At 72.3% G+C, this 25,356-nt stretch carries 25 protein-coding genes and 1 pseudogene; 2 read left to right on the top strand and 24 right to left on the bottom strand.

The features are described from left to right. Positions 1–94: 94 nt before the first annotated feature. The 17 genes from ABZ318_RS29720 to ABZ318_RS29800 all read right to left on the bottom strand — a co-directional run bounded on the left by ABZ318_RS29720 (position 95) and on the right by ABZ318_RS29800 (position 13,141). The gene (locus ABZ318_RS29720) at positions 95–661 is read right to left on the bottom strand and encodes a helix-turn-helix domain-containing protein (protein ID WP_356905558.1); all 567 of its coding nucleotides are present in this window, start codon (positions 659–661) and stop codon (positions 95–97) included. 51 nt (positions 662–712) lie between these two features. Further along, a complete protein-coding gene (gene whiG / locus ABZ318_RS29725) occupies positions 713–1,549 on the bottom strand; it encodes an RNA polymerase sigma factor WhiG (protein ID WP_190159812.1) in 837 nt (278 codons plus the stop codon). 239 nt (positions 1,550–1,788) lie between these two features. Next, positions 1,789–2,997: a DNA-processing protein DprA gene (gene dprA / locus ABZ318_RS29730; protein ID WP_356905559.1), complete on the bottom strand. Its 1,209-nt coding sequence runs from the start codon at positions 2,995–2,997 to the stop codon at positions 1,789–1,791. A 71-nt stretch (positions 2,998–3,068) separates the two neighbouring features. Further along, positions 3,069–4,682 (bottom strand): YifB family Mg chelatase-like AAA ATPase, encoded by a 1,614-nt coding sequence (locus ABZ318_RS29735; protein ID WP_356905543.1) that lies wholly within the window; start codon positions 4,680–4,682, stop codon positions 3,069–3,071. After that, the gene (locus ABZ318_RS29740; protein WP_356905544.1) at positions 4,682–5,047 is read right to left on the bottom strand and encodes a YraN family protein; all 366 of its coding nucleotides are present in this window, start codon (positions 5,045–5,047) and stop codon (positions 4,682–4,684) included. Before ABZ318_RS29740 ends, ABZ318_RS29735 begins: the two co-directional genes overlap by 1 nt. 131 nt (positions 5,048–5,178) lie before the next feature. After that, positions 5,179–5,487, bottom strand: coding sequence for a DUF2469 domain-containing protein (locus tag ABZ318_RS29745; RefSeq protein ID WP_005311352.1), 309 nt, complete (start codon positions 5,485–5,487; stop codon positions 5,179–5,181). 55 nt (positions 5,488–5,542) lie between these two features. Next, positions 5,543–6,097 (bottom strand): NUDIX hydrolase, encoded by a 555-nt coding sequence (locus ABZ318_RS29750; protein ID WP_356905545.1) that lies wholly within the window; start codon positions 6,095–6,097, stop codon positions 5,543–5,545. Then, entirely contained in the window at positions 6,094–6,858 is a 765-nt protein-coding gene (gene lepB / locus ABZ318_RS29755) for a signal peptidase I (protein ID WP_356905546.1), read from the bottom strand. Before lepB (ABZ318_RS29755) ends, ABZ318_RS29750 begins: the two co-directional genes overlap by 4 nt. A 74-nt stretch (positions 6,859–6,932) precedes the next feature. Next, positions 6,933–7,868: a signal peptidase I gene (gene lepB / locus ABZ318_RS29760; protein WP_356905560.1), complete on the bottom strand. Its 936-nt coding sequence runs from the start codon at positions 7,866–7,868 to the stop codon at positions 6,933–6,935. After that, positions 7,837–8,814: a signal peptidase I gene (gene lepB / locus ABZ318_RS29765; RefSeq protein WP_356905547.1), complete on the bottom strand. Its 978-nt coding sequence runs from the start codon at positions 8,812–8,814 to the stop codon at positions 7,837–7,839. Before lepB (ABZ318_RS29765) ends, lepB (ABZ318_RS29760) begins: the two co-directional genes overlap by 32 nt. After that, positions 8,807–9,667: a signal peptidase I gene (gene lepB, locus ABZ318_RS29770; protein ID WP_356905548.1), complete on the bottom strand. Its 861-nt coding sequence runs from the start codon at positions 9,665–9,667 to the stop codon at positions 8,807–8,809. The genes lepB (ABZ318_RS29765) and lepB (ABZ318_RS29770) overlap by 8 nt, the downstream gene beginning before the upstream one ends. 69 nt (positions 9,668–9,736) lie before the next feature. After that, a complete protein-coding gene (gene rplS, locus ABZ318_RS29775) occupies positions 9,737–10,087 on the bottom strand; it encodes a 50S ribosomal protein L19 (RefSeq protein WP_015036473.1) in 351 nt (116 codons plus the stop codon). 127 nt (positions 10,088–10,214) lie between these two features. Further along, complete coding sequence (trmD, locus tag ABZ318_RS29780; protein WP_356905549.1) at positions 10,215–11,036, bottom strand: tRNA (guanosine(37)-N1)-methyltransferase TrmD; 822 nt, start codon at positions 11,034–11,036, stop codon at positions 10,215–10,217. After that, complete coding sequence (gene rimM, locus ABZ318_RS29785) at positions 11,033–11,599, bottom strand: ribosome maturation factor RimM (RefSeq protein ID WP_356905550.1); 567 nt, start codon at positions 11,597–11,599, stop codon at positions 11,033–11,035. The genes trmD and rimM overlap by 4 nt, the downstream gene beginning before the upstream one ends. A gap of 108 nt (positions 11,600–11,707) precedes the next feature. After that, positions 11,708–11,947: an RNA-binding protein gene (locus tag ABZ318_RS29790; RefSeq protein WP_020868149.1), complete on the bottom strand. Its 240-nt coding sequence runs from the start codon at positions 11,945–11,947 to the stop codon at positions 11,708–11,710. 2 nt (positions 11,948–11,949) lie between these two features. Beyond that, a complete protein-coding gene (gene rpsP / locus ABZ318_RS29795) occupies positions 11,950–12,393 on the bottom strand; it encodes a 30S ribosomal protein S16 (protein WP_015036470.1) in 444 nt (147 codons plus the stop codon). Between the two features lie 154 nt (positions 12,394–12,547). Further along, on the bottom strand, positions 12,548–13,141 hold the full coding sequence (locus tag ABZ318_RS29800) for a hypothetical protein (RefSeq protein ID WP_030690647.1): 594 nt from the start codon (positions 13,139–13,141) through the stop codon (positions 12,548–12,550). Between the two features lie 376 nt (positions 13,142–13,517). On the opposite strand from ABZ318_RS29800, the gene ABZ318_RS29805 reads away from it, so the two are divergent. Then, the gene (locus ABZ318_RS29805; protein WP_356905551.1) at positions 13,518–14,243 is read left to right on the top strand and encodes a methyltransferase domain-containing protein; all 726 of its coding nucleotides are present in this window, start codon (positions 13,518–13,520) and stop codon (positions 14,241–14,243) included. A 197-nt stretch (positions 14,244–14,440) separates the two neighbouring features. Here the strand turns inward: ABZ318_RS29805 and ftsH are convergent, their stop codons facing one another. The 6 genes from ftsH to ABZ318_RS29835 all read right to left on the bottom strand — a co-directional run bounded on the left by ftsH (position 14,441) and on the right by ABZ318_RS29835 (position 24,159). Continuing rightward, the gene (ftsH, locus tag ABZ318_RS29810) at positions 14,441–16,369 is read right to left on the bottom strand and encodes an ATP-dependent zinc metalloprotease FtsH (protein WP_356905552.1); all 1,929 of its coding nucleotides are present in this window, start codon (positions 16,367–16,369) and stop codon (positions 14,441–14,443) included. A 132-nt stretch (positions 16,370–16,501) separates the two neighbouring features. Further along, positions 16,502–18,055, bottom strand: coding sequence for a signal recognition particle protein (ffh, locus tag ABZ318_RS29815; protein ID WP_356905553.1), 1,554 nt, complete (start codon positions 18,053–18,055; stop codon positions 16,502–16,504). Between the two features lie 120 nt (positions 18,056–18,175). Further along, positions 18,176–20,626: a [protein-PII] uridylyltransferase gene (locus tag ABZ318_RS29820; RefSeq protein ID WP_356905554.1), complete on the bottom strand. Its 2,451-nt coding sequence runs from the start codon at positions 20,624–20,626 to the stop codon at positions 18,176–18,178. Between the two features lie 46 nt (positions 20,627–20,672). Next, on the bottom strand, positions 20,673–21,011 hold the full coding sequence (locus ABZ318_RS29825) for a P-II family nitrogen regulator (protein ID WP_015036464.1): 339 nt from the start codon (positions 21,009–21,011) through the stop codon (positions 20,673–20,675). Further along, positions 21,008–22,354: an ammonium transporter gene (locus ABZ318_RS29830; protein WP_356905555.1), complete on the bottom strand. Its 1,347-nt coding sequence runs from the start codon at positions 22,352–22,354 to the stop codon at positions 21,008–21,010. Before ABZ318_RS29830 ends, ABZ318_RS29825 begins: the two co-directional genes overlap by 4 nt. Before the next feature lie 329 nt (positions 22,355–22,683). Beyond that, on the bottom strand, positions 22,684–24,159 hold the full coding sequence (locus tag ABZ318_RS29835) for a hypothetical protein (RefSeq protein ID WP_356905556.1): 1,476 nt from the start codon (positions 24,157–24,159) through the stop codon (positions 22,684–22,686). 427 nt (positions 24,160–24,586) lie between these two features. On the opposite strand from ABZ318_RS29835, the gene ABZ318_RS29840 reads away from it, so the two are divergent. Next, entirely contained in the window at positions 24,587–25,240 is a 654-nt protein-coding gene (locus ABZ318_RS29840) for a bifunctional DNA primase/polymerase (RefSeq protein ID WP_356905557.1), read from the top strand. Here the strand turns inward: ABZ318_RS29840 and ABZ318_RS29845 are convergent. After that, positions 25,237–25,356, bottom strand: a pseudogene (locus ABZ318_RS29845) (LacI family transcriptional regulator); the annotation flags it as partial. The gene ABZ318_RS29840 and the pseudogene ABZ318_RS29845 overlap by 4 nt on opposite strands.

The raw sequence follows: 25,356 nt of genomic DNA on the forward strand, positions 1-25,356 counted from the left end.
GTGCGCCCCCACCGGAGGGCGGGCGGAACCGGACCGGAGGAGCCATGGACCACTCGCACGCACCCGTACTCGAGTGGGAGCCCCCGCCGATTGATCAGGCCTGGGGGCCGGCGACGCCGTGGAGGGCCATCGTGACCGCCGCCTCGGCGATGTCCGTGGGGTCTTCGGCCGCGCCGAGCTCGATGCGGCGGACGGCGGCGTCGACGACGCCCTGGAGGAGCATGGCGCCCAGGCGGGGCTGGGGCTGGCCCAGGGCGGCGAGGGCTTCGACGATCATGGCGACGAGTCCGCCGTGGGCCGCGCGGATCTTCTCGCGGGCGCCGTCGTCCAGTTCGCTCGCCGAGATGGCGACGACCGCCCGGTGACGCCGGTCCCCGACGAGGTCGAGCTGGGTGCGGACGTACGCCTCGACCTTGCCGCGCGGCGTCTCGGCGCCGGCCATGGCGGCCTCGACCTCGGCGGCCCAGACGGGGAAGTCGACGGCGCAGAGCTCTTCGACGACGGCGGCGCGGGACCGGAAGTACTCGTAGACCGACGAGCGGGCCAGGCCCGTGCGCTCGGCGAGGGCGGGGAAGGTCAGCGCCTCCGTCCCTCCCTCGGACAGCAGGGAACGCGCGGCGTCCAGGAGGGCGCCGCGCTGCATCGTCCGGTGCTCGGCCACCGAGGCCGCTCGAATCCTGGGCACGGCTCCACTGTACGACCGGCCGCAAGGTCAGCGGCCGACGTCGGCCAGCTTGGCGCGGAGCTGCAGGACGGACTTGGTGTGGATCTGGCTGACGCGGCTCTCGGTGACGCCGAGGACGTGGCCGATCTCCGCGAGGGTCAGGCCCTCGTAGTAGTAGAGCGTGACGACGGTCTTCTCCCGTTCGGGGAGGGTGTTGATGGCGCGGGCGAGCAGTCGGCGCAGTTCGCGGTCCTCGGCGACCTCGACGGGGTTGTCGGCGGCCGTGTCCTCGAGGGTGTCCATGAGGGAGAGGCGGTCGCCGCCCTCGCCTCCGACGTGCAGCAGCTCTTCCAGGGCGACCACGTTCGCCAGGGACAACTGGCTGAAGACGGCGTGCAGTTCCTCCAGCGTGATGTCCATCTCCGCGGCGACCTCGCTCTCGGAGGGGGTGCGCCGGAGCTGGGCCTCGAGGGTGGCGTAGGCGCGCTCGACGTTGCGGGCCTTCTGGCGGACGGAGCGCGGGATCCAGTCCAGGGCGCGGAGTTCGTCGATCATGGCGCCGCGGATGCGGGTGATGGCGTACGTCTCGAACTTGATCGCGCGCTCGACGTCGAACTTCTCGATGGCGTCGATGAGGCCGAAGACCCCGGAGGAGACGAAGTCGGCCTGCTCCACGTTGGACGGCAGCCCCACGCTGACCCGTCCGGCGACGTATTTGACGAGCGGCGAGTAGTGCAGGATCAGCTGCTCCCGCAGCCGCTCGTCGCCGGTGTCCTTGTACGAGCGCCACAGCTCGTCGAGTGAGGTCGGTGCGGACGGTCGCACGGTGCCCCGGGCTGCTGGGGGCACCGCAGCGCGGTCAGACCCGGAGGTGTGCTGGGGCATGCGTTGCCTTGAGCCGTTCTGCTGTCGGGTGTGTCGGTGCGGGTGTCCTGGAGGGAATCCTGGTGAGCGTAGCGTGAGTGGACTGTCGCGGTGCGCGAACATCGGCGGATCGCGCCGCTCCGGGTGGACGCCGTCGGCCACATCTTCGAACCGGGGCCGTGGCGCGTGTCGGCCCCCCGGACGCGGCCGAGAGAACTCGGTTGTTCATCTCCAGCACCCTGTCACCCGAATGCTCCAGGTCAAGGACCGCCTCGCCGCGCGTTCGACGCTTCTGTGGCGGTGTTCGTCAACCTCCATCCCTCCCCGTGCCGCTCGACGAAGCCGAGCGAGTGGAGTTCGTACAGCTTGGCGAGGGTGTCGTCGGGGGTGGTTCCGGCGCGGCGGGCGATGGCGGTGGTGGGTGTGGGGCCGCGGGCGGGGACCGCTTCGAGGACGTGCGCGGTGGCGGGGGCGAGGAGGTCGCGGGGCAGGACGGGGCCCCGGCGCGCGGGGGCGAGCTGGCCGATGTCGCCGACGAGTTCGACGATCTCGTCGGCGTCGGTGACGAGGGTGGCGTCGCCGCGCAGGAGTTCGTGGACGCCGGCGGAGAGTGCGCTGGTGACGGGGCCGGGGATGCCCATGGTGTGGCGGCCGAGGCGCCCGGCGGCGCGGGCGGTGACGAGGGAGCCGCTGCGGTGCTGGGCCTCGACGACGACCGTTCCCCGGGTGAGGGCGGCGATGACGCGGTTGCGGAGGATGAAGCGGCTGGGTGTGGGGTGGCTGTCGGGCGGCAGTTCGCCGACGACGAGGCCTTGTTCCGCGATGCGCCGGATGAGCCGGTCGTGGCCGCGGGGGTAGGGGGTGTCGACGCCGCAGGCGAGGACGGCGACGGTGGCGCCGCCGGCGGCGAGGGCGCCCCGGTGGGCGGCGCCGTCGATGCCGTAGGCGGCTCCGGAGACGATGACCCAGCCCTGTCGGCTGAGGCCGGCGGCGAGGTCGGCGGCGGTGTGGGCGCCGTACGGGGTGCAGGCGCGGGCGCCGACGAGGGCGACGGAGCGCAGGGCCCAGGTGCGCAGGTCGGCCGGGCCGCGGACCCAGAGGCCGATGGGGCGGGCGTCTCCGAGGTCGTCGAGTTGACGTGGCCATTCGGGGTCGCCGGGGACGAGGAAGCGGCCGCCGAGGCCGTGAACGGTGTCGAGGTCGTGGTCGGGGCGGGCGGCGGTGGCGCGTTGTCGCCAGGAGGCGACGCGTTTGGCTCCGGTGCCGGGGAAGGGGGAGGTGTCGTCCCCGGCGTGGAGCAGGCGGTCGAGGAAGCCGGTGGCGCCGTACCGGCGGAGCCATCGGCCGGCGTGTTCGTCGCCGGGTTCGACGGCGCGGCTGAGGGTGGCGCGGGCCAGGTGCTCTTCGGTGGGGGCGCCCGGGGCCGTGGGGGTGGGAGTGGTCGGGGTGGTGGGGGTGCTCGGGGCCATGGAAGCGGTCGGGGCGGTGGGAGTGCTCGGGTTGGTGGGAGCGGTCGGGGTCGTGGGGTTCGGGTCGGTGGTCATGCGGGCTCCCCCGCTCCGACGGGCACGCCGCGGGCGACGCCGGTGCGCAGTTCGAGGGCGAGGGCGATGTCCTGGCTGTCGGGCCGGTCGTGTCCGGCGAGGTCGGCGACGGTCCAGGCGACGCGGAGGACCCGGTCGAGGCCGCGGGCGGTGAGCAGTCCGCGCTCGACGTCGCGCTCGGCGGTGGCGAGGGCGCCGGGTGCGGCGAGGTAGCGGGTGCGGAGCTCGTGTCCGGGGATCTCGCTGTTCACCCTCCAGGGGGTGTCGGCGAGGCGGGCGGCGGTCCTGGTGCGGGCTTCGTGGACCCGGGCGGCGACGGCGGCGGTGGTCTCGCCCCGGCCGCCCTGTCCGAGGAGGTCGGCGCGGGTGACGGGTTCGGCTTCCACGCGGAGGTCGATGCGGTCGAGGAGGGGTCCGGAGAGCCGTGCCTGGTAGCGGCGGACGAGGGAGGCGGGGCATTCGCATCCGGCGCCGTACAGCGTGTGTCGGCCGCAGGGGCAGGGGTTGGCGGCGAGGGCGAGGAGGAAGCGGGCGGGGAGGCGGACGACGCCGGCGGCGCGGGCGATGACGACGTGTCCGGATTCGAGGGGCTGGCGGAGCGCGTCGAGGGCCTTGCCGGAGAACTCCGGGGCTTCGTCCAGGAACAGCACGCCGCGATGGGCCAGGGACACGGCGCCGGGTTTGGGGAGGCCGTTCCCGCCGCCGACGAGGGACTGCATGGTGGCGGAGTGGTGGGGTGCGCAGTAGGGGGCGCGGCGGACGAGGGGTTCGCCGGGCGGGAGGATGCCGGCGACGGAGTGGACGGCGGTGACTTCCAGGGATTCCTGTCGGGTGAGGGGCGGGAGGATGCCGGGGAGGCGCTCGGCCAGCATGGTCTTTCCCGCGCCCGGCGGGCCGGAGAGGAGCAGGTGGTGGCCGCCCGCCGCGGCGACCTCCAGGGCGAGGCGGGCCCGGTGCTGGCCGGCGACGTCGGCGAGGTCGGGTCCTTCGGCGGGTGTGGCGGCGAGTCCGGTGCCGATGCCGGCGCCGGGGACGAGGAGACCGGCGAGCATGGCGTCGGGCCGGCCTTCCTCGTCGGCTTCCTCGTCGGGGACGGGTTCGTCGGTGAGGACGGCGATCAGCTGGCGGAGGGTGCGGACGCCGAGGACGGAGACGCCGGGGACGAGCGAGGCCTCGCCGGCGGTCTGTTCGGGGACGACGACCTGGCTGTATCCGGCTTCGGCGGCGGCGAGGACGGCGGGCAGGATGCCGCGGACGGGCCGGACGCGTCCGTCGAGGCCGAGTTCGCCGATGAGGACGAGGTCGGCGATGGTGCGCGGGTCGATCCGCTCGGCGGCGCCGAGGACGGCCGCGGCGACGGCGAGGTCGAATCCGCTGCCGCCCTTGGGGACGGAGGCCGGGCTGAGGCCGACGGTCAGCTTCTTCTGGGGCCATTCGGCGCCGGAGTTGACGACGGCGGCGCGGACCCGGTCGCGGCTCTCGCTGAGGCTCTTGTCGGGGAGGCCGACGAGGGTGAAGGCGGCGACGCCGGGTTCGAGGTCGGCCTGGACCTCGACGACGACGCCTTCGACGCCGACGAGGGCGACGGAGCAGGTGCGGGCGAATCCCATCAGGCCACCCCCTGGGCGTGGGTGAGGACGGGGGCGCCCTTGCGCGGCAGGACGATGCCGACGAGGTCGATGCGGACGCCGCCGGCGGGGGCCGGGGTGTCGTTGCGGTCGAGCCAGCAGGCGGCGAGGCGGCGGAGCCGCTCGGCCTTGCGGGGCGTGACGGCGGCCATCGGGTGTTCGTAGGGGCCGTCGCGTCGGGTCTTGACCTCGCAGATCACGAGGGTGTCGCCGTCACGGGCGACGATGTCGATCTCGCCGGTCCGGCCGCAGCGCCAGTTGCGGGCGAGGATGTGCATGCCGGTCGCGGTGAGCTGGCGGGTCGCCAGCTCCTCCCCGTATCGTCCGAGGGCTTGGGTCTTGTTCATGCGGTACCACCTCCGTCACCGACTGTGACGGAGTGCGGCGGACCGCGTGCGGCGCTGTGGACGGGCCGGGGGCTGTGGAGAACCTGATCACCCCTGAGGGTGGTTTCGGCTGGTGGGGCGCGGGTGCGGCCTCAGCTGCCGGGGAGTTCGAGGTCGCTCTTGTTGAGCTCTTCGATGTTCACGTCCTTGAAGGTCAGGACGCGGACCTGCTTGACGAACCTGGCGGGCCTGTACATGTCCCAGACCCAGGCGTCGGCCATGCTGACCTCGAAGAACACTTCACCCTGCACCGAGTGCACCTGCATCTCGTAGTCATTGGTGAGGTAGAAGCGTCGCTCGGTCTCGATCACGTATTTGAACAGCCCGACGACGTCGCGGTACTCCCGGTAGAGCTTCAGCTCCATCTCGGTCTCGTACTTCTCGAGGTCCTCGGCGCTCATGGCATGTTCCCCTTCAGCCGTGCGTCCCCCTATTGTGCGCCAGTCGTACGCGCCCCTAAACGATTTCCGGGGCGAGAACCACCGGCGCACCCGGAGGTCCCTCGTCGAGCAGCGTGCGCAGCAGCTCGGCGAGTCTGGTCGGGTACACCGTCTCACGGGCCGCCGACAGTTCGGCGGAGGTCCACCATCTCAGCCCCGCGAGGCTCCGGGTCTCCAGCTCCGTGAGGGCCTGCAGTCGGGGTGCGACCTCCGTCCCGCGGACGCGGGCCAGGTAGTACCACTCGTCCTGGTCCCAGCGGCGCCCGTCGAAGGGGAAGGAGCAGTACCGCTTCCAGAGCACGGGGCCGAGGTCGACCTCGGTGATGCCGGTCTCCTCCGCGAGTTCGCGCAGCGCCGCCTCTTCCCGGGTCTCGTCGCCCTCCACGCCGCCGCCGGGGGTGAACCACCAGGCGTCGTCCGGGTCGTCGGGCTCGTGGCCGTGCAGGAGCAGGATGCGGTCGTCCGGGTCGAGCAGGACGACGCGCGCGACCCGCCGCCGTCCGGGGCCCGCTTCCGGTACGGGTTCCGGACCGGCCGAAGGCCCCGTCCCCGAAGTCTCCACGTCCGTCATGCCCCCACCTTCTCGCGTGCGCCCGGCCGCGTCCCGTCGGACCGGCGGGTCAGGCGGCGCGCCACCGGCCCGTACGCCGCTCCCACGAGGATCAGGGCGGTGCCGGCCGTGACGGCCGTGAGGAGCGCCTTGAAGGGGCCCGGTCGTGAGGTGCCGCCCGGCAGGGCGGCGAAGCCCGTGGGCGGCTCCAGGAGTCCCTTGGCGGGCCAGACGACGGCGTCGACCCTGCCGACGACCGTAGAGCGGGGCACGGAGCCCTGGCCGGCCTCCTCCATGTGCGTACGGGAGTCGAGCGAGGTGTGCCGGTCGTCGCCGAGCAGGAAGAGGTTGCCCCGGGGGACGGTCACGGAGAACTCCTGGCCCGAGGCGACCGTGCGGCCACCGGGCCCGGGCCGCAGGTACGGCTCGTCGACGGGCTCGCCGTTCACGGTGAGCCGCCCGTCCCGGTCGCAGCAGGCGACGGTGTCGCCGCCGACGGCGGCGACCCGCTTGACCATGGGCGAGGAGCCCCAGAGGGGGTCGGTGAAGACGACGACGTCGCCGCGGCGCACCTCGTCGCCGTCGATCCGCTGGGCGAGGATCTTGGATCCGACGTCGAGGGTCGGGGTCATGGAGTCGGTGGGGACGGTGTACGGCTGGTAGAGCACGGCTCCCCAGACGAATCCGCCGAGGAACAGCACACAGCCGACGGCCACGGCCAGCCCCGACAGCACGCTGCCGAGGCGGCCGCGGCCGCCCTTGGTCCGTATGGTTCCGCTCATGTGCGCACCCCGCAGGTCTGTCGGCGGACCGCAGGTCTGTCGACGGTCCGGGACGGCACCCTACCCGCGGGTCGCTACTCGGCGGTATGCCGTACGGCCTGCTTCTTCCGGCGCCACAGCACCAGCGGGAGCGCTCCGGCGAGACCGGCCGCTCCGGCGGGGGCGGCGGCCATGGCCTTGTCGAACGCGGGCTGGTCGAAGACGTCGGGCACGGGGAGCGTGGCCCAGCGGGTGACCGGCCAGGCGACGACGACGGCGCGGCCCACGACCTCGTCGTTCGAGACGGTGCCGCCGCCGGGGAGCTGCTGGTGGAAGCGGGAGTCGAGGGAGTTCTGCCGGTTGTCGCCCATGACCCAGATCCGGTCCTTGGGGACCTTGATCGGGCCGAAGGAGTCCTGGCAGGGCACCGCGCCGGGGGCGAGGTACGCGCTCTCGTCCAGCGCCACGCCGTTGAGGACGACCTTGCCGCCCTCCTTGCAGGAGACGGTGTCGCCGCCGACCGCGATGACGCGCTTGATGAGGTCCTTCTCCTCGGCGGAGGGCATGAGGCCGATGAAGCTGAGGAACTTCTGTACGACGTTCGGCTTGGGCGTCTCCTGGCCCTCCAGCCAGCCGCCCGGGTCGTGGAAGACGACGACCTCGCCGCGCTCGGGTTCGGAGCCGAACCAGGGGGTCAGTTTGTCGACGAGCACCCGGTCGCCCTTCTGGAGGGTGTTCATCATCGATTCCGAGGGGATCGAGAACGCCTGCACCAGGAAGGTCTTGATCAGCAGGGCGAGCACCAGGGCGATGCCGACGAGGAGGGGCAGCTCCTTCCAGAAGGAACGCTGCTTCTTCGGGGGCCTGCCGGGCTCGGGGAACGGTTCGTCGCCGCCCTCGCCCGGCGTACCGCCACCCGGCGGCTGCGCCTGCTCGTCGCCCGTCACGTCGCCACCCGTCGTGTCATCGCCGAAGGCCCCGTCGGCCCTCTTCTCGGGCTCATCGTGTCCGGATCGTGCGCCGACGGCCAAATCCCCCACATCCACTCCTCAGTCCGTGCGAACGCCGGCCCCGGCTCGGGGACAGGCCCACCACTCCCATAACGAGCAGAAGTTCCGCAGGGGTCGGGAGCCCGGGCAATCCGTTCAGATTGCGCGGGGACACACTATGCGACGAACCTGAGGCGGTCCCGGCGCCGGCTCCCCCGTCCGGTACGGCGGAGAAGGTCTCCCGCTGCTCCAGTGTGCGCCAGTGCCCGAAGGGCCAGGCGATCACCACGGCACGCCCGACGACCTGCTCCTCGGAGACGGTGCCGTGGTCCTTCTCGTCGAGGTGGAAGCGCGAGTCGGCCGAGTCGGAGCGGTGGTCGCCCATGACGAAGATGCGGCCCTGCGGGACCTTCACCTCGAAGGGGATCTTCGACGGCGGGTTCCCGGGGTGCAGGTACGGCTCGTCGAGCGGCACGCCGTTGACGCTGATCCGCCCGTCCTCGCCGCAGCAGCGGACGGTGTCGCCGCCGACGGCGACGACCCGTTTGATGAGGTCCCGGTCGTCGGCCGAGGGCAGCAGGCCGATGAAGGTCAGGGCCTGTTTGGCCTGCTTGATGCCGATCGGGTCGTCGGCGGCCGGGCCGGCCTCCTGCTGGAGCCAGTTGCCGGGGTCCTTGAAGACGACGACGTCGCCGCGCTGCGGATGCGCGCCGAACCAGGGCGTGAGCTTGTCGACGAGGACCCGGTCGTCGATCCGGATCGTCTGTTCCATGGAGCCGGAGGGGATGACGAACGCCTGGACCAGGAAGGTCTTGAGGACGAGCGCGATGAACACGGCCACCGTGATCAGGACCGGGATCTCCCGGATCGCGGAGCGCTGCCGCCGTCGTCTGACCCTGCGGGCGAGCCTGCGGCGCTCGGCCCGTCCGGGCAGGGCCGCGCCCTGTCCGGCGGCGGGCCCGCCGGGCGGACGGCCCCGGCTACCCATGGGCTCCCGCTCCGTGTCCGCCGGCCGGCGGGGCCGGTACGGCGGTGAATGCGTCGGTGCCGGGCACGGTGGACCAGCGGCCGAAGGGCCAGGCGATCCAGTCGGCGCGGCCGACGACCTTGTCGACGGGGACCATGCCGCCGCCGGCGCTGCCGAGGTGGTCGCGGGAGTCGCTGGACTGGCTGCGGTGGTCGCCCATCACCCAGAGCCTGTCCGGCGGGACGACGATGTCGAAGGGCACGCTGGAGGGACGGTCGCCGAGCATCACGTACCGCTCCTCGACGGGGGCGCCGTTGACGGTGAGCCGGCCGTCCTTGTCGCAGCAGACGACCCGGTCGCCGCCGGTGCCGACGACCCGCTTCACGAAGTCGGTCTCGTCGGGCTCGGCGAGGCCGAGGGCGGCCGCCCCGTCGTGCAGGAGTCCGGTGACCGGATTGCCCCGGGGCTGCTCCTCCACGAAGGAGCCGGTGCCGTCGAAGACGACGACGTCGCCCCGGGCGGGCTCGTTGCCGAAACGGTACGCCAGCTTGTTCACGAGGATCCGGTCGCCGACCTGGAGCGTCGGCTCCATGGAGCCGCTGGGGATCAGGAACGGCTGGATGACGAAGTGGCTCAGGAGCAGCAGGAAGGCCACGCAGGCGCCGCCCACGAGGGCGGTGCGCCGCCAGGAGGGGCCGGGGTGCCGCTCTTCGGCCGCCGCGGACTCCAGGGGCTCTTCGGCCGCCGCGGGCCCCGCGGGCCCTTCGTGGCCGGAGTCGTCGGAAACGCGCGCGGAGCGCGACCCTTCTTCCGGACCGGAAGAATCCGTGTCGGAAGAGGGGTCGCGCTCCGTGTGCTGTGCTTCGGTGTCCATCGCTGGCAGAGCCTATCCGGCCTGTCCGTGCGGGGAGTCGGAAGCGTGGGGCGTGCCGGGAGCCGGGGCTCAGCGGTCGCGCTTCTCCTTGATCTTGGCAGCCTTGCCGCGCAGCTCACGCAGGTAGTAGAGCTTGGCGCGACGGACGTCACCGCGGGTCACGAGCTCGATCTTCTCGAAGATCGGGCTGTTCACCGGGAAGGTGCGCTCGACGCCGACGGAGAACGAGACCTTGCGGACCGTGAAGGTCTCGCTGACGCCCGAACCCTGGCGGCGGATGACGACGCCCTTGAACTGCTGGATACGGGAGCGGTTGCCCTCGATGACGCGCACGTGGACGTTCACGGTGTCGCCGGGACGGAAGGCGGGGAGGTCGGAGCGGAGCGAACCCGCGTTGACCTGGTCGAGCAGGGAGGCCATGGAGGTCTCTTTCCTCGCTGATGCCACAGGTCATCAGCGGTACGTTCGAATGATTGGGGGCGTCGTACGTCTCCGGCGGCGTCGTTCCCCCTGTGGCAGGGGCGCGCGCCGGACGGACGACAGCGGCCTATTCTTCCACGCCCTCGACCTTGCGCCAAAATCGGCCGCCGGGCTCGGGGGCCCATCCCATCATCGAGAGGACCTCGCGGTCCTTCTTGTCGAAGGCGGCGGGGTCGCAGCGCTCGATGAGGTCGGGCCGGTTGGCCGCGGTGCGGCGGAAGGCCTCGTCGCGCCGCCAGCGGGCGATCTTGCCGTGGTGCCCGCTGAGGAGGACGTCGGGGATGGCCCGGCCGCGCCACTCGGGGGGCTTGGTGTAGACGGGGCCCTCCAGGAGGTTGGCCATGGCACCGGGGGCGAAGGAGTCGTCCCGGTGGGACTCGGCGTTGCCGAGGACGCCGGGCAGCAGGCGCGCGACGGCCTCGGTGACGACGAGGACGGCCGCCTCGCCGCCGGCGAGGACGTAGTCGCCGATGGAGACCTCGTAGACCGGCATCCGGGTCGCGTACTCGTCCATGACCCGGCGGTCGATGCCCTCGTAGCGGGCCGGCGTGAAGATCAGCCAGGGCCGCTCGGAGAGCTCGACGGCGACTTCCTGGGTGAAGGGGCGGCCGCTGGGGGTCGGGACGACGAGGACCGGGCCGTGCGCGCCGGCCTCGTAGCCGTCGGCGAGCGTCTGGTCGAGCGCGTCGCCCCAGGGCTCGGTCTTCATGACCATGCCGGGGCCGCCGCCGTAGGGGGTGTCGTCGACCGTGTTGTGCCGGTCGTGGGTCCAGTCCCGCAGGTGGTGCACGTGGACGTCGAGCTGCCCACGCGCGCGTGCCTTGCCGACGAGGGAGACGTTCAGCGGTTCGAGGTACTCGGGGAAGATCGTGACGACGTCGAGCCTCATGCCTGCTCCTCGGCGGCCTCGTCGCCGTCGTCCCGGGAGGAGACGATCTCGGCGCGGTCGTCGATCAGGCCGGGCGGCGGGTCGATCACGGCCCGCTGCTCCTCCAGGTCGATCTCGGTGACGATCTCCTCGACGAAGGGGATCATCAGCTCGGTGCCGTCGGGACGCTCGACGATGAAGAGGTCCTGGGACGGCAGGTGGGAGATCTCGGTGATCCGGCCGATCTCGGTGCCGTCGGCGAGGACGACGTCGAGGTCGATCAGCTGGTGGTCGTAGTACTCGTCCTCCTCCTCGGGCATCTCCGTGGGGTCGACCTCGGCGATGAGGAGGATGTTGCGCAGGGCCTCGGCGGCGTTGCGGTCGCGGACGCCCTCGAAGCGCAGCAACAGCCGGCCGCTGTGGACGCGGCCGGTCTCGATCGTCAGCGGCCCGGCGGAGGCCGGGTCGGTGAGCAGTACGGCACCGGGGCCGAGCCTGAGCTCGGGCTCGTCCGTCCGCACCTCGACGGTGACCTCGCCCTTGATGCCGTGGGCGCGGCCGACCCGCGCGACTACCAACTGCACTGCTCCACACTCTCCTGTCACACAGCTCGTACGTACGACAACGGGCCGGGGCGGGCTCTTCAGCCCTCCCCGGCCCGTGCCGGCACAACTAAGGTGATGCTGCCGACCTCAGCGGACCTGGTCCACGTCGACGAGGTCGACGCGGATCCCCCGGCCGCCGATGGCGCCCACGACGGTGCGCAGCGCACGCGCGGTGCGGCCGTTGCGGCCGATCACCTTGCCGAGGTCGTCGGGGTGGACCCGGACCTCCAGCACGCGGCCCCGGCGCAGGTTGCGCGAGGCGACCTGCACCTCGTCGGGGTTGTCGACGATGCCCTTCACGAGGTGCTCGAGAGCCTCCTCGAGCATGATCAGGCCTCGGTCGACTCGGTGGACGCGGCCTCGGCCTCGTCAGCCTTCTTGTCGGCCTTCTTGGCCTTCGGGGTGATGGCCTCACCCTTGTCGTCGCCGCCCTCGAGGGTCTTCGCGAACTCGTCGAACGAGGCGCGCTTCGCCTCCTTCGTGGCGGGGACGAGCAGAGCCTTCTCGGGGGCCGGCAGACCCTTGTGCTTCTGCCAGTCGCCGGTGAGCTTCAGGATGGCGAGAACCGGCTCGGTCGGCTGGGCGCCGACGGACAGCCAGTACTGCGCACGCTCGGAGTCGACCTCGATACGCGACGGGTTGTACGTCGGGTGGTAGAGGCCGATCTCCTCGATCGCGCGACCGTCACGACGGGTGCGCGAGTCGGCGACGACGATGCGGTAGTGCGGCTGGCGGATCTTACCGAGGCGCTTGAGCTTGATCTTGACTGCCACTGGAGTGGTGTCTCCTGGTCTTGACGTGGTTGGGCACTTGAGATGCCACGTGGGGTTGCGGTACTCGGATGCCCGATGGACGCGTCAGCCGGAGGAGAGAGGGGTCCTGTGCGACTGTCGAGTACAGCTAGCCATTGTGCCACACGCCGCCGACTCAGTTGGCGGCGCCCACTGTCTCGGGGATGCGGAAGGGCTTGCCGCAGCCGCCGCAGACGATCGGGGCCTGGGCGAGCACCGACGGCACCACGCGCACGTTCCGCCCGCAGTCGCAGACGGCCTTGACGCGCACGCCGCCGCCCGAGGAACCGTGCCGGGCGGCCGGCCCGCGGAAGGAGCGCTTGGTGTCGGCGGCCGTGGCGACCGTGTGCGCCTTGAGGGCGCGCTGGAGCCGCTCGATGGTGGGCCGGTAGCGGCGCCTGGCCTCGGGGTTGAGCGTGACCAGGGAGAAGCCGCTGCTGGCGTGCGGCTCCTCGGGATGGTCGAGGCCCATCTCCTCGGCGATCGCGAGGAATCTGCGGTTGTGGTAGCGGCCGGCGCGGGAGGTGTCGCGGACACCTCGGGCGGCGGCGATGCCGTGGACTGCCTCGTGGAGCAGTCTTTCGAAGGAGAGCTCGGCGCCGCAGGCGGACGAGGACTCTCCGATCAGGGACTCGGGCGCGGCAAGATCGGGCAGCTCGGGGTGGTGCCGCTGAATGTCGGCCCACGCCTGTGCCAGCTCTGCGGCGAGAACAGGTGGTGTCGTGCTCACGTCGCGTACAACGAGCCGAAGTGCCCCCGGGTTCCATTCCGGGGCATCCCAAATATTTTGCACGTACCCGTCAGTTGCCATTGATGTGTCCCGACGCGGGGCCAGTGCCCCGATCTGCGGAGGAGTCACGCAGGGGACGTCAAGCCGGTGCGTAGTGGCGCATACGCCCCGGCGCGTGGCCACGGTGCGCGCGCCCCCTGAGGGGCCGGAGCCGCCCGGGGAAACCGTGGCGAGCACCCTACCGGGTCCACGCGCAAGGCGGCGCACCGCCCTCCCCCGGGCGAATGGTCCGGCGCGACCACTGGACGCGGCCCGGGATGCGCAGTTCCCTGACTACGGGGGGCTGTCGTCCACGTACGGATTGGGGCGCTTTTCCATGACACCTACGCTCGTCCGGCACCACCCCGCGCGCGACTGGGCCGAGATCCAGGAACGGATGCTGGTCCCGCTCTACGAGGCGGTGTACGACCGTCTCGACGTGGGCGCGGGTTCCCGGCTGCTCGGCCTGGGCTGCGGCTCCGGCCTGGCCCTCCTGATGGCCGCGGCGCGGGGAGCACGGGTGGCCGGCGTGGACCGGGACCACGCGCGCGTGGAGCTGGCGAGGGAGCGGCTGCCGGAGGGCGTCACGGTCACGGAGGAGCCCCCGGAGGACCTGCCGTACGACGTGGTCACGGCCTTCCACGCGACGGGCGGGATCCTCCCCGAGCTCCGGGCGCTCACCCGTACGGCCCAATCGGGCACGGCCGTCGTCCTCGCCGACTGGGGGCCGCCGGAGCGGTGCGCCACGGAGTCGGTGCTGCGGGTCGCGGCCAGGCTCGCGGACCGCGGCCCCGCGCCGGGGATCGACCTGGACGCGCTGGTCGCCGGGGCGGGACTGCGGCCGGTCGGCTCGGGCCGCGTGGCCTGCCCCTTCGGGTACGCGGACGGGGCCAGCGCGGTGCGCGGGCTGCTGTCGACTGGCGCCTTCGACGAGGCCGTCCGCGCGACGGAACCCTCGCAGGTGGAGAAGGAGATCGAGGAGGCGCTCGCCCCGTACGTCCGCCCGGACGGGACGGTGTGGATGCCGAATGTCTTCCGGTACGTGGTCGCCAGGGTGCCGTAGTCCGTCAGGTCTGGATCCGGGATATCGGATCCAGGATCCAGGGCGTGGGAGCCGGGATATCGGATCCAGAGCGCTGGAGCCAGGACGCCGGATCCAGGATGTTGGATCCGGGAGGTTGGATCCGGGAGGTTGGATCCGGGAGGTTGGATCCAGAAGGTTGGATCCAAGACATCGGATCCAAGATCCAGCCCGCCCCCTCAGGCCGTCTCCTCCCCCACCCCCCGGCGCACGATGCCCGCCGTGCGGTAGGCCGCGTCCTCCTCCAGGGTCTCGTTGGCCAGGAGTGCCTCGGCCAGGGCGTCCAGTTGGTCGCGGTGCTCGCGGAGCTGTCGTACGGCGCTCTCGTAGCACTCGTCGACGATGCGGCGCATCTCCTCATCGACGGTGTCGAGGGTGGCGGGGGCGGCGGAGAGCCCGTACGCCTGCTGGGCGTCGCTCGGGATGGCGGTGAGGCGGCCGACGCGTTCGCTCATGCCCCAGCGGCCCGCCATGCCCCGGGCGATGTTGGTGACCTGTTCGAGGTCGCTCTCGGCGCCGGTGGTGATGACGCCGAAGACGACCTGTTCGGCCGCCATCCCGCCGAGGGCGCCGATGATCCGGCCGCGCAGGTAGTCCTCGGTGTAGGCGTACTTGTCGGCGTCGGGGGTCGACAGGGTGACGCCGAGGGCCCGGCCGCGCGGCACGATGGTGATCTTGCGGACCGGGTCGGCGCCGGGCTGGAGCATGCCGAGCAGGGCGTGGCCGCTCTCGTGGTACGCGGTCCGGCGCCGCTCCTCCAGGGGCATCACGAGGGGCCGTTCGGCGCCGAGCTGGACCTTCTCCAGGGCGTCGGACAGATCAGACTGGGTGACGGCCTTCTGGTCGCGCTTGACCGCGAGGAGGGCGGCCTCGTTGGCGAGGTTGGCGAGCTCGGCGCCGGTCATGCCGGGGGTGGTCCGGGCGACGTGCTCCAGGTCGACGTCCCGGGCGAGCGGGATCTCCCGCGTGTGGATCTTCAGGATGGCCTCGCGGCCGCCCCGGTCGGGCGGGTTGACGTGGACGATCCGGTCGAAGCGGCCCGGCCGGGTGAGGGCCGGGTCGAGGACGTCGGCGCGGTTGGTGGCGGCGAGGACGATGACCCCCTCGGAGCCGGTGAAGCCGTCCATCTCGGTGAGGATCTGGTTGAGGGTCTGCTCGCGCTCGTCGTGTCCGCCCATCCCGGAGCCGCCGCCCCGGGCCCGGCCGATGGTGTCGATCTCGTCGATGAAGATGATCGCGGGGGCGACCTTGCGGGCCTCGGCGAACAGCTCGCGGACGCGGGAGGCGCCGACGCCCACGATCATCTCGATGAACTCGGAGGCGGAGGCCGAGAAGAACGGCACTCCGGCCTCGCCCGCGACGGCCCGGGCCAGCAGGGTCTTGCCGGTGCCGGGAGGGCCCGCGAGGAGCACACCGCGGGGCATCTTGGCGCCCATCTCGCGGTAGGCCTGCGGGTTCTTCAGGAAGTCCACGACGTCGTTGAGCTCGCCCTCGACCTCGTCGATGCCGGCGACGTCCTCGAAGGTGGTGCGCCTGCCGCCCTCCAGCTCGACCGGTTTCGGCGGCTGCTTGCGGCCGAGCATGCCGCCCGCGCCGCCCATGCCCGCGCTCATCCGGCGGGCGATGAACACCCACAGCACGACGAGCAGCAGCATCGGCGCCAGCGAGATCAGGAGGTTGGCGAGGAAGCTGCGCTCCTGGACGACGGGCCGGGCGGTGACGGTGACGTTCTGCTTGGTCAGCTGCGCCCACAGGTCGTCGTCGGCGAAGGCGGGCCGCTGGGTCTGGAACTTGGTGTAGTCGCCCTCGCCGTCGGGGACGGGCTGCTTGTTCTTCAGCTGCCCCTGGATCGCGTCGCCCTTGGAGTAGATCTTGGTGACGTTCCCGGCGGCGACCTGCTTGTCGAACTCGGTGTACGAGATCGTCGGCCCGTCCCCCTCGTTGAAGAACGACAGCACGAGGTTGGCGATCAGGTACACGACGAGCGCGGTGAGGATGAGACTGCCCCAGCCTCCCGGCATCCTCTTCTTCGGCGACGGGGGCGGCGGGGCCCCTTCCGAGCGCCAGGGCTGATCGGTCCGGTCGCGCGGGGGTACGGGGTTGGCCACGTGGCTCTCCTCGGGGCGGCAGTGGCCCCAGTATCGAAGAGCGGGAGAAAACGGGCATCGCGGGCAGTCCGGAGGGATGAAAAGGGGCCCGGGGCGGTTTCGCACCGCCCCGGGCCCCTCACACCGGACCGGTCAGCCCATGAACTTCTTGAACTCCTCCGGGAGCTCGAAGTCCTTGGGGGTCTGCCCCGCCGCCGGGAGGCCGAACGCGCCGCCCGCCTGCGCCTGCTCGCGGCGCTCGGCCGCGGCCTGCTCCTCGGCCTTCCGCTTCATCGGGTTGCCGCTCTTGCGCTTGCCCTTGGCCTGCTTGGCCTGCTTCTTCTGCCGGCCGGGGCCGCCGCCCATGCCCGGGATGCCGGGCATCCCCGGCATGCCGCCGCCCTGCGCCATGCGGGACATCATCTTGCGGGCCTCGAAGAACCGCTCGACCAGGCCCTTGACCGCGCTGACCTCGACGCCGGAACCCTTGGCGATACGGGCACGCCGGGAGCCGTTGATGATGGTCGGGTCCTGGCGCTCGGCCGGGGTCATCGACTTGATGATGGCGCCGATGCGGTCGACCTCACGCTCGTCGATGTTGGCGATCTGCTCCCGCATCTGGCCCATGCCGGGCAGCATCCCGAGCAGCTTGGAGATGGAGCCCATCTTGCGGACCTGCTCCATCTGCGCCAGGAAGTCGTCGAGCGTGAAGCCCTCGCCCTTCTTCGAGGCGAGCTTCGAGGCCATCTTGGCAGCCTCTTCCTCGTCGAAGGTCTGCTGCGCCTTCTCGATGAGGGAGAGCATGTCGCCCATGCCGAGGATGCGGGACGCCATGCGGTCCGGGTGGAACGCGTCGAAGTCGTCCAGCTTCTCGCCGTTGGAGGCGAACATGATCTGCTTGCCGGTGACGTGCGCGATGGAGAGCGCGGCACCACCGCGGGCGTCGCCGTCGAGCTTGGAGAGCACCACGCCGTCGAAGCCGACGCCGTCGCGGAAGGCCTCGGCGGTGTTGACCGCGTCCTGACCGATCATGGCGTCGACGACGAAGAGGACCTCGTCGGGGCTGACGGCGTCACGGATGTCCGCGGCCTGCTGCATCAGCTCCTGGTCGATGCCGAGGCGGCCGGCGGTGTCGACGATGACGACGTCGTACAGCTTGGTCCGCGCGTACTCGATCGAGTCCTTCGCGACCTGGACCGGGTCGCCGACGCCGTTGCCCGGCTGCGGGCCGTAGAAGGCCACGCCGGCGCGGTCGGCGACGACGGAGAGCTGCGTGACGGCGTTGGGGCGCTGGAGGTCACAGGCGACGAGCAGCGGCGAGTGGCCCTGGCTCTTCAGCCAGAGGCCGAGCTTTCCGGCGAGGGTGGTCTTACCGGCACCCTGGAGACCGGCGAGCATGATCACGGTCGGGGCGGTCTTGGCGAACCGCAGACGGCGGGTCTCGCCGCCCAGGATCGAGATCAGCTCGTCGTTGACGATCTTGATGACCTGCTGGGCGGGGTTGAGGGCCTGGGAGACCTCAGCGCCCAGCGAGCGCTCCTTGACCTGCTTGATGAAGGCGCGGACGACCGGCAGGGCGACATCCGCTTCGAGCAGCGCGATACGGATCTCGCGCGCGGTGGCGTCGATGTCCGCCTCGGACAGACGGCCCTTGCCGCGGAGGTTCTTGAAGGTCGCTGCAAGGCGGTCGGAGAGGGTATCGAACACGGCGGTCGCGGATCCTCGGTGTCGGGGGCGGTCGGATTGCCCTCCAGGGTATCGGGCCGCTCGAAGTGTGTGCCCCCGCCCGCCGAATCCGGCGCGGGAGGGGCGGTGCGGGTCGGGGTTTCACCCCAGCGCCTCCTCCAGCGCGCGGGCCAGGTCGATCGCCTCCTCGTCCGTGAGGAGGCTGCCGTCCGGGCGGGTCACGTACAGGGTGTCGACGGCGTTGGCGCCCAAGGTGGAGACGTGGGCGCTGCGCACCCGTACCGCCGCCCCCTCCAGGGCGCGGCCGATCCTGTGCAGCAGCCCCGGGGCGTCCTGGGCGCGGACCTCGATCACGGTGGCGAGGCGGGAGTCGGCGGCGGCGACGGTGACGCGGGGCGGCGGGGCGGCCAGGCCCCGGCGGCGGGGGTAGGCGGCCTCGCGTTCGGCGAGGCGGGCGGGGATGTCGAGGGAGCCGTCGAGGGCGCGGACGAGGTCGGCGCGGAGCCGGGCGGCCTCGGGCAGGGAGCCGTACTCGGCGGCGACGCGCCAGTCGAGGACGAGGACGGAGCCGGAGCCGAGGCCGCCGGGCAGGTCGACGGCTCGGAGGTCGGCGGCGCGGACGGTGAGCCGGTGGAGGGCGAGGACGCCGGCGACGGCGGGGAGGACGCCGGGCTGGTCGGGCAGGGCGATGAGGAGTTCGACGCCGACGGGCTCGGGCTCGTCCTCGTCGAGGGGCTGTTCGTCGCGGGTGTGGAGGGCCAGGACCGGTTCGCCGGTGCGCAGGGCCTCGATCGCGAGGCGTTCCTGCTCGGCGCTGGGGGCGGCGGCCTCCGGGTCGGGCAGGGGTTCGCCCGCGAGGACGCCGGCGACCCGTTTGACCAGGTCGGCCACGAGCGAGGCGCGCCAGGAGGACCAGGCGGCGGGGCCGGTGGCGAGGGCGTCGGCCTCGGTGAGGGCGTGCAGGAGCTCCAGGGTGCCGAGGGTGCCGACGGCGGTGGCGACGGACTGGACGGTGGCGGGGTCGTCGAGGTCGCGCCGGGTGGCGGTCTCGACGAGGAGCAGGTGGTGGCGGACGGCGGTGGCGATGACGGCGGTGTCGGTGCGGTCGAAGCCGATGCGGGCGGCGAGGTCGCGGGCGATGGTCTCGCCGGCGACGGAGTGGTCGCCGGGCCAGCCCTTGCCGATGTCGTGGAGGAGGGCGGCGACGAGGAGGAGGTCGGGGCGGCCGACGCGGCGGGTGAGCGAGGAGGCGCGGACGGCGGTCTCGACGAGGTGCCGGTCGACGGTCCAGGTGTGGACGGGGTTGCGCTGGGGCCGGCAGCGGACGCGCTCCCAGTCGGGCAGGAGCCGGGTGACGATCCCTTCGGCCTCCAGGGCCTCCCAGACGGGGACGGTGGCCTCGCCCGCGCCGAGGAGGGTGACGAGTTCCTCGCGGGCCTCGGCGGGCCAGGGCACCGGGAGGGGTTTGGCGGCGGCCGCGAGGCGGCGTACGGCGTGCGGGGAGATCGGGAGGGCGGACTGGGCGGCCGCGGCGGCGGCCCGCAGGGGCAGGACGGGGTCGCGTTCCGGCCGGGCGCCGCGGGCTAGGACGGCCTCGCCGTCCATCTCGACGACGCCCTCGGCGAGCGGGGTGCGTTCGACGGGGGGTTTCGCGCCGCCGCCTCCCCGGCTCAGGAGCGTGCGGAGCCGGGGGCGGGCGGAGCGGGCCTTGAGGACGCGGTTGACCTCGCGCCAGGTGACGTCGGTGGCGTACGAGATGGTCCGGGCGGCCTCGTACACCTCGCGGAGCAGGGTGTCGGCGTCGAGGAGGCCGAGTCCGGCGGCGACGGCGTCCTGTTCCTGGAGGGCGAGCCGGTCGGTGGCGCGGCCGGTGGCGAGGTGGAGGGCGTCGCGGGCGTCGAGGAGGCGGCGGCGGGCGACGTCGAGGCCCTCGCGGGGGGCGTCGGCGAGCCAGGAGGCGGCGACGGCGCGCAGGACCTGGGCGTCGCGGAGCCCGCCCCTGGCCTCCTTGAGGTCGGGTTCGAGGAGGTACTGCAGCTCCCCCGTGCGTTCGGCGCGCTCCCGGCAGAGGGCGTCGAGTTCGGGGAGGCGCTTGGGGGCCTGGTTGCGCCAGTCGGCGAGGACGGTGGTGCGCAGGGCGGCGACGAGTCCGGCGTCGCCCGCGACGGTCCGGGCGTCGAGGAGGCCGAGGTGGGCCTTGAGGTCCTCGCCCGCGGTGGCGCGGGCCTCGGCGGGGGTGCGGACGGAGTGGTCGAGGGCGAGTCCGAGGTCCCAGACGGGGTACCAGATCCGGTCGGCGAGGGCGGCGACGGCGGCCTTGTCGGCGGTGCCGTCGTGGAGCAGGAGGAGGTCGAGGTCGCTGCGCGGGGAGAGTTCGGCGCGCCCGTAGCCGCCGACGGCGACGAGGGCGGTCCCGCGGGGCGGTGCGGCGGCGGCGAAGAGGCCGGCCAGCCAGTCGTCGGTGAGCCGGGCCAGGGCGGCACGGCGCGGCGGCCCGGGCCGCTCCTTCTCCTGGAGGAGGAGCAGCCGGGCCGCCGCGTAACCGCCGGGTCCCGATTCTTCGGTCGTGTCGCTCGTGTCGAGGTTCGTCACCCGGCGGCTCCCCTTCGTGCTGACAGGCCGTACTGGCAGGCCGTGCTTACAGTGCGTCCGGACCGCGCTCGCCGGTGCGGACCCGTACGGCGGTCTCGACCGGCACGCTCCACACCTTGCCGTCTCCGATCTTGCCGGTCCGGGCGGCCTTCACGACGACGTCGATGAGCTGTTCGGCGTCCTCGTCCTCGACGAGGACCTCGATGCGGATCTTGGGGACCAGGTCGACGGTGTACTCGGCGCCCCGGTAGACCTCGGTGTGGCCGCGCTGGCGGCCGTAGCCGCTGGCCTCGGTGACGGTGAGGCCGTGCACGCCGAACGCCTGGAGGGCCTCCTTGATCTCGTCGAGCCGGTGCGGCTTCACGACCGCGGTGATGAGCTTCATGCGTCCACCTTCTTGTTCTCGCTCGGGACGGGCGTCGCCAGGGCGGTGCTGCGTCCGGTGATGCCGCCGCCGGCTCCGCTGAAGTCGTACGCGGTCTCGGCGTGCTCGACCTGGTCGATGCCGGAGACCTCGTCGTCCTCGCTGACCCGCATGCCCATCGTCCTGTCGATGATCAGGGCGAGGACCGCGGAGGCGATCAGAGAGTAGGCGAGGACCGCGAGGACTCCGACGGCCTGCTTGCCGAGCTGTTCGAGGCCACCGCCGTAGAAGAGGCCCTTGGCGTCGGACTGGACGCCGCCGGTGGCGAAGAAGCCGACGAGGAGGGAGCCGACGATGCCGCCGACGAGGTGGACGCCGACGACGTCGAGGGAGTCGTCGTAGCCGAACTTGTACTTGAGGCCGACGGCCATGGCGCACAGGAGGCCGGCGATCGCGCCGATGGCGATGGCGCCGAGCGGGGAGCAGGAGCCGCCGGAGGGGGTGATGGCGACGAGGCCGGCGACCGCGCCGGAGGCGGCGCCGAGGGTGGTGAAGGAGCCGTGGCGGACCTTCTCGTACGCGAGCCAGGCGAGCATGGCGGCGGCGGTGGCGACCTGGGTGTTGACGAACATCACGGCGCCGACGCCGTCGTCGTTGCCGAGCCAGGATCCGGCGTTGAAGCCGAACCAGCCGAACCAGAGGAGACCGGCGCCGAGCATGACCAGGGGGAGGCTGTGCGGGCGCATCGGGTCCTTCTTGAAGCCGACGCGCTTGCCGATGACGAGGATGACGCCGAGGGCGGCGGCGCCGGCGTTGATGTGGACGGCGGTACCGCCGGCGAAGTCGATGACGCCCATCTCGAAGAGCCAGCCGCCCGCGCCCCAGACCCAGTGGGCGACGGGGAAGTAGACGATCGTGACCCAGAGGGTGATGAAGAGGGCCCAGGCGGTGAACTTGACGCGGTCGGCGAGGGCGCCGCTGATGAGGGCGGGCGTGATGACCGCGAACATCAGCTGGAAGACGGCGAAGACGTAGACCGGGATGGTGTAGCCGTCCCAGAGCTCGGTGATGCCGATGCCGCTGAGGCCGACGTACTCGGAGGACCAGCCGATCAGCGAGCCCGAGTCGGTGCCGAAGGCGACGCTGAAGCCGAAGAGCACCCAGAGGATCGTGACGATCCCGAGGCTGATGAAGCTCATCATCAGCATGTTGAGGGTGGACTTGACGCGGACCATGCCTCCGTAGAAGAAGGCGAGTGCCGGGGTCATCAGCATGACCAGGGCGGAGCAGATGAGCATGAACCCGGTGTTGGCTGCAGACAGCTCGGGGGCGTCTGCGGCCAGGGTCGTGATGGCTGGTGCCATCGGCGTCTCCTCGTCGTCGGTACGGCCTGTGCGGGGCGGGGCCGGAGGCGGTTATGCGCCAGAGATTCGCTCAGCGCGGTTTCCGCCGATGCCGCTCGATGTTTCGCGGCGGTGACGAAGGAGCGGGGCGTGTTACGTAGCCGTGAACGGCCGGTCGCGACGAGAGGGCGTCCGTACGGCCCCGGGGGGGAACAGACCGGCCGCGCCGGGCGTCCGTGTGACCTTGCGGCGGGGGAGCCGAGTCGGGCTTTACGGGACGGCCGGCGCGGCCGGGGTCTGTGCGGGCCCCGAAGCGGGGCCGGGCGGGGCCTGGGGGCCCGGGGAGGGGGTCAGACCGCTTCGGCGGCCTCGGGGAGGAGCTGGGTGAGCCGGTCGGTGAGCTGGACGACCTCGGCGACGTCGCTGTAGTTGCGGGCGGCGTGGTCGACGGTCTTGCGGAGCCGGGTGTTGACCCGCTCGGAGCGGATGCTGCGGGCGACCCCGAGGGCCTTCTCGGCGAGGACCACGGACTGCTCGGGCTCGCGCTTGAGGAGGTGGACGGTGGCCATGCCGATCAGGTTGAGCGCGTACGACCGCTGGTGGTCGGGGTCCTTCTCGAAGAGCTCGACGGCCCGCTCCATGACGGGCTCGGCGAGCGAGGCGTAGGTCGGGGAGCGGCCGGCGACGTAGGCGAGGTCGCGGTAGGAGTGGGAGTTCTCGCCGTTGAGCTCGGCCTCGGAGAAGAAGCCGATCCAGTCGGGCTCGGGCTCGCCGTCGAGGCCGACGTCGGCGAAGGTGTCCTCGGCCATCCGGACGGCCCGCTTGCACTTGGAGGGCTGCCCCATGTTGGCGTAGGCGCGGGCCTCCATCGCATACAGCATGGCCTGGGTGCGGGCGGTGGCGCAGTCCCGACTGCCGTACTGGGCGAGGTGGATGAGTTCGAGGGCGTCGTCGGGCCGGCCGAGGTGGATCATCTGGCGGCTCATGGAGGAGAGGATGTACGAGCCGAGGGGCTTGTCGCCGGCCTCCTTGGCGGCGTGCAGGGCGAGCACGAAGTACTTCTGGGCGGTGGGCTGGAGGCCGACGTCGTAGCTCATCCAGCCGGCGAGCTCGGCGAGCTCGGCGGCGCAGGTGAAGAGGCGCTTGGCGGTGGCGGCGGGCTGGGACTCCTGGAGGAGGTCGGTGACCTCGTGGAGCTGGCCGACGACGGCCTTGCGGCGCAGTCCGCCGCCGCACTGGGCGTCCCACTTGCGGAACATGGCGGTGGTGGACTCCAGGAGGTCGAGCTCGACCTCGGAGAGCCGGTTGGGGCGGCGGGGGTCCACGAGGGGCTCGGGGCGCTCGGTGTCGCCGACGGGGGTGGGGACGAGCCAGCGCTGCATCGGTTCGATGAGGGCGGGTCCCGCGGCGAGCTGGAGGGAGGAGCCGAGGAAGCCCCGGCGGGCGAGCATGAGGTCGCTGCGGGAGAACTCGCTGAGCAGGGCGACGGTCTGCGGGCCGGCCCAGGGCAGGTCGACGCCGGAGACGGAGGGCGACTGGTGGGCGGTGCGCAGTCCGAGGTCCTCGATGGCGACGACGGAGCCGAAGCGCTCGGAGAAGAGCTCGGAGAGGATCCGCGGGATCGGCTCGCGGGGCTGCTCGCCGTCGAGCCAGCGGCGCACGCGCGAGGTGTCCGTGGAGATGTGGTGCGCGCCCATCTGGCGTGCCCTGCGGTTCACTTGGCGTGCCAGTTCGCCCTTCGACCAGCCGCTGCGCACGAACCACGAGCCCAGCTGCTCGTTCGGGCGCTTGCCGGCAGTCGTACCGTCTGCGCCGTTGCCGCTCACTGGAACGCCCCCATCTCCACCTGATTATCTGTCGTCCGAACCCCTATCAGAATGCCGCCTCTCGCGGCACCCGTCCGACGTTCGTCCTCCTTCGAACTGGAAACCGGGTTGCCTCCGGCATACCCACGCACGCAAGCGGCCCCGGGGTTCGAGTACCGAAAGTAATCCTACGATCACCCCTCCACGAGGGCGATTCAAGAAACGCCACCATTCGCCACCCCTTCGAATGAACTCGCCACGCGCGGAACGCGATTCACTTGACATGCGACGAACCGGAGTCGGCGGACGGAAGCGCGGAGAGGCGTGCGCCAGGGTCCGCACCACCCCACTCACGACCGTGCGCCACGCTTGGCCACGGATCGTGACGAAGGGTGACGGCGGTGCTCCGGGTCGTAACCACCGGCGCGCTCTACCCGTTGGAGGGGGCATGGGTTTCACGATCGGCGGCATTCGTGAGATGCGGTCCGGCGCACGCCGCCGCGTACGCACCACGGAGTGCACAGCGGTGGCCGAGTACACGGGACTGTGGGGCTGGGACGTCGTCCCCGGCGCGCGGGCCGTCTCCGGCCAGTGCTCCTGCGGGGATCCGGCCTGCGCGGCCCCGGGCGCGCACCCTCTCTCCTTCGCGGAACCGGTCCCGGCGGGCGCCGGCCTCGACGTGGCCAGCAAGGCGTGGTCCGAGTACCCGGGCGCGACGCTGCTCCTCCCGGTCGGCCGGGCCTTCGACGTGATCGAGGTCGCCGAGGCCGCGGGCCGGCGGGCGCTGGTGCGCCTGGAGCGCATGGGGCTGCCGCTGGGCCCGGTGTGCGCGACCCCGACCGGACGGGCGCGGTTCTTCGTCGCCCCGGGCGCGGCGGCCGAGCTGCCGCAGCTGCTGTACCGGATGGGCTGGGACGACGCCGATCTGGACCTGCACTGCCTGGGGCCCGGCTCCCATGTCACCGCTCCCCCATCGGACCTGGGCGGGCTCGGGCCGGTGCGCTGGCTGCGGCCCCCGACGCTGGACACGGCGGGCGCGCCCCCGCAGGCCCGGCTGCTGCTCGGCACCCTGGCGTACATCTGCCACCGGACGCACTTCTAGCCCGTACGCGCGTGAGGGCCCCCGCCAGGAGATGGCGGGGTGAAGACGAACTCGGAGTGCGGAGCCGGGGTGCCCCCCACCTCCTCCAGGAGCGCGCGGACCGCGGCCTGCCCCAT

The organism is Streptomyces sp. NPDC006197 (assembly GCF_040613865.1).
Lineage (GTDB): Bacteria > Actinomycetota > Actinomycetes > Streptomycetales > Streptomycetaceae > Streptomyces.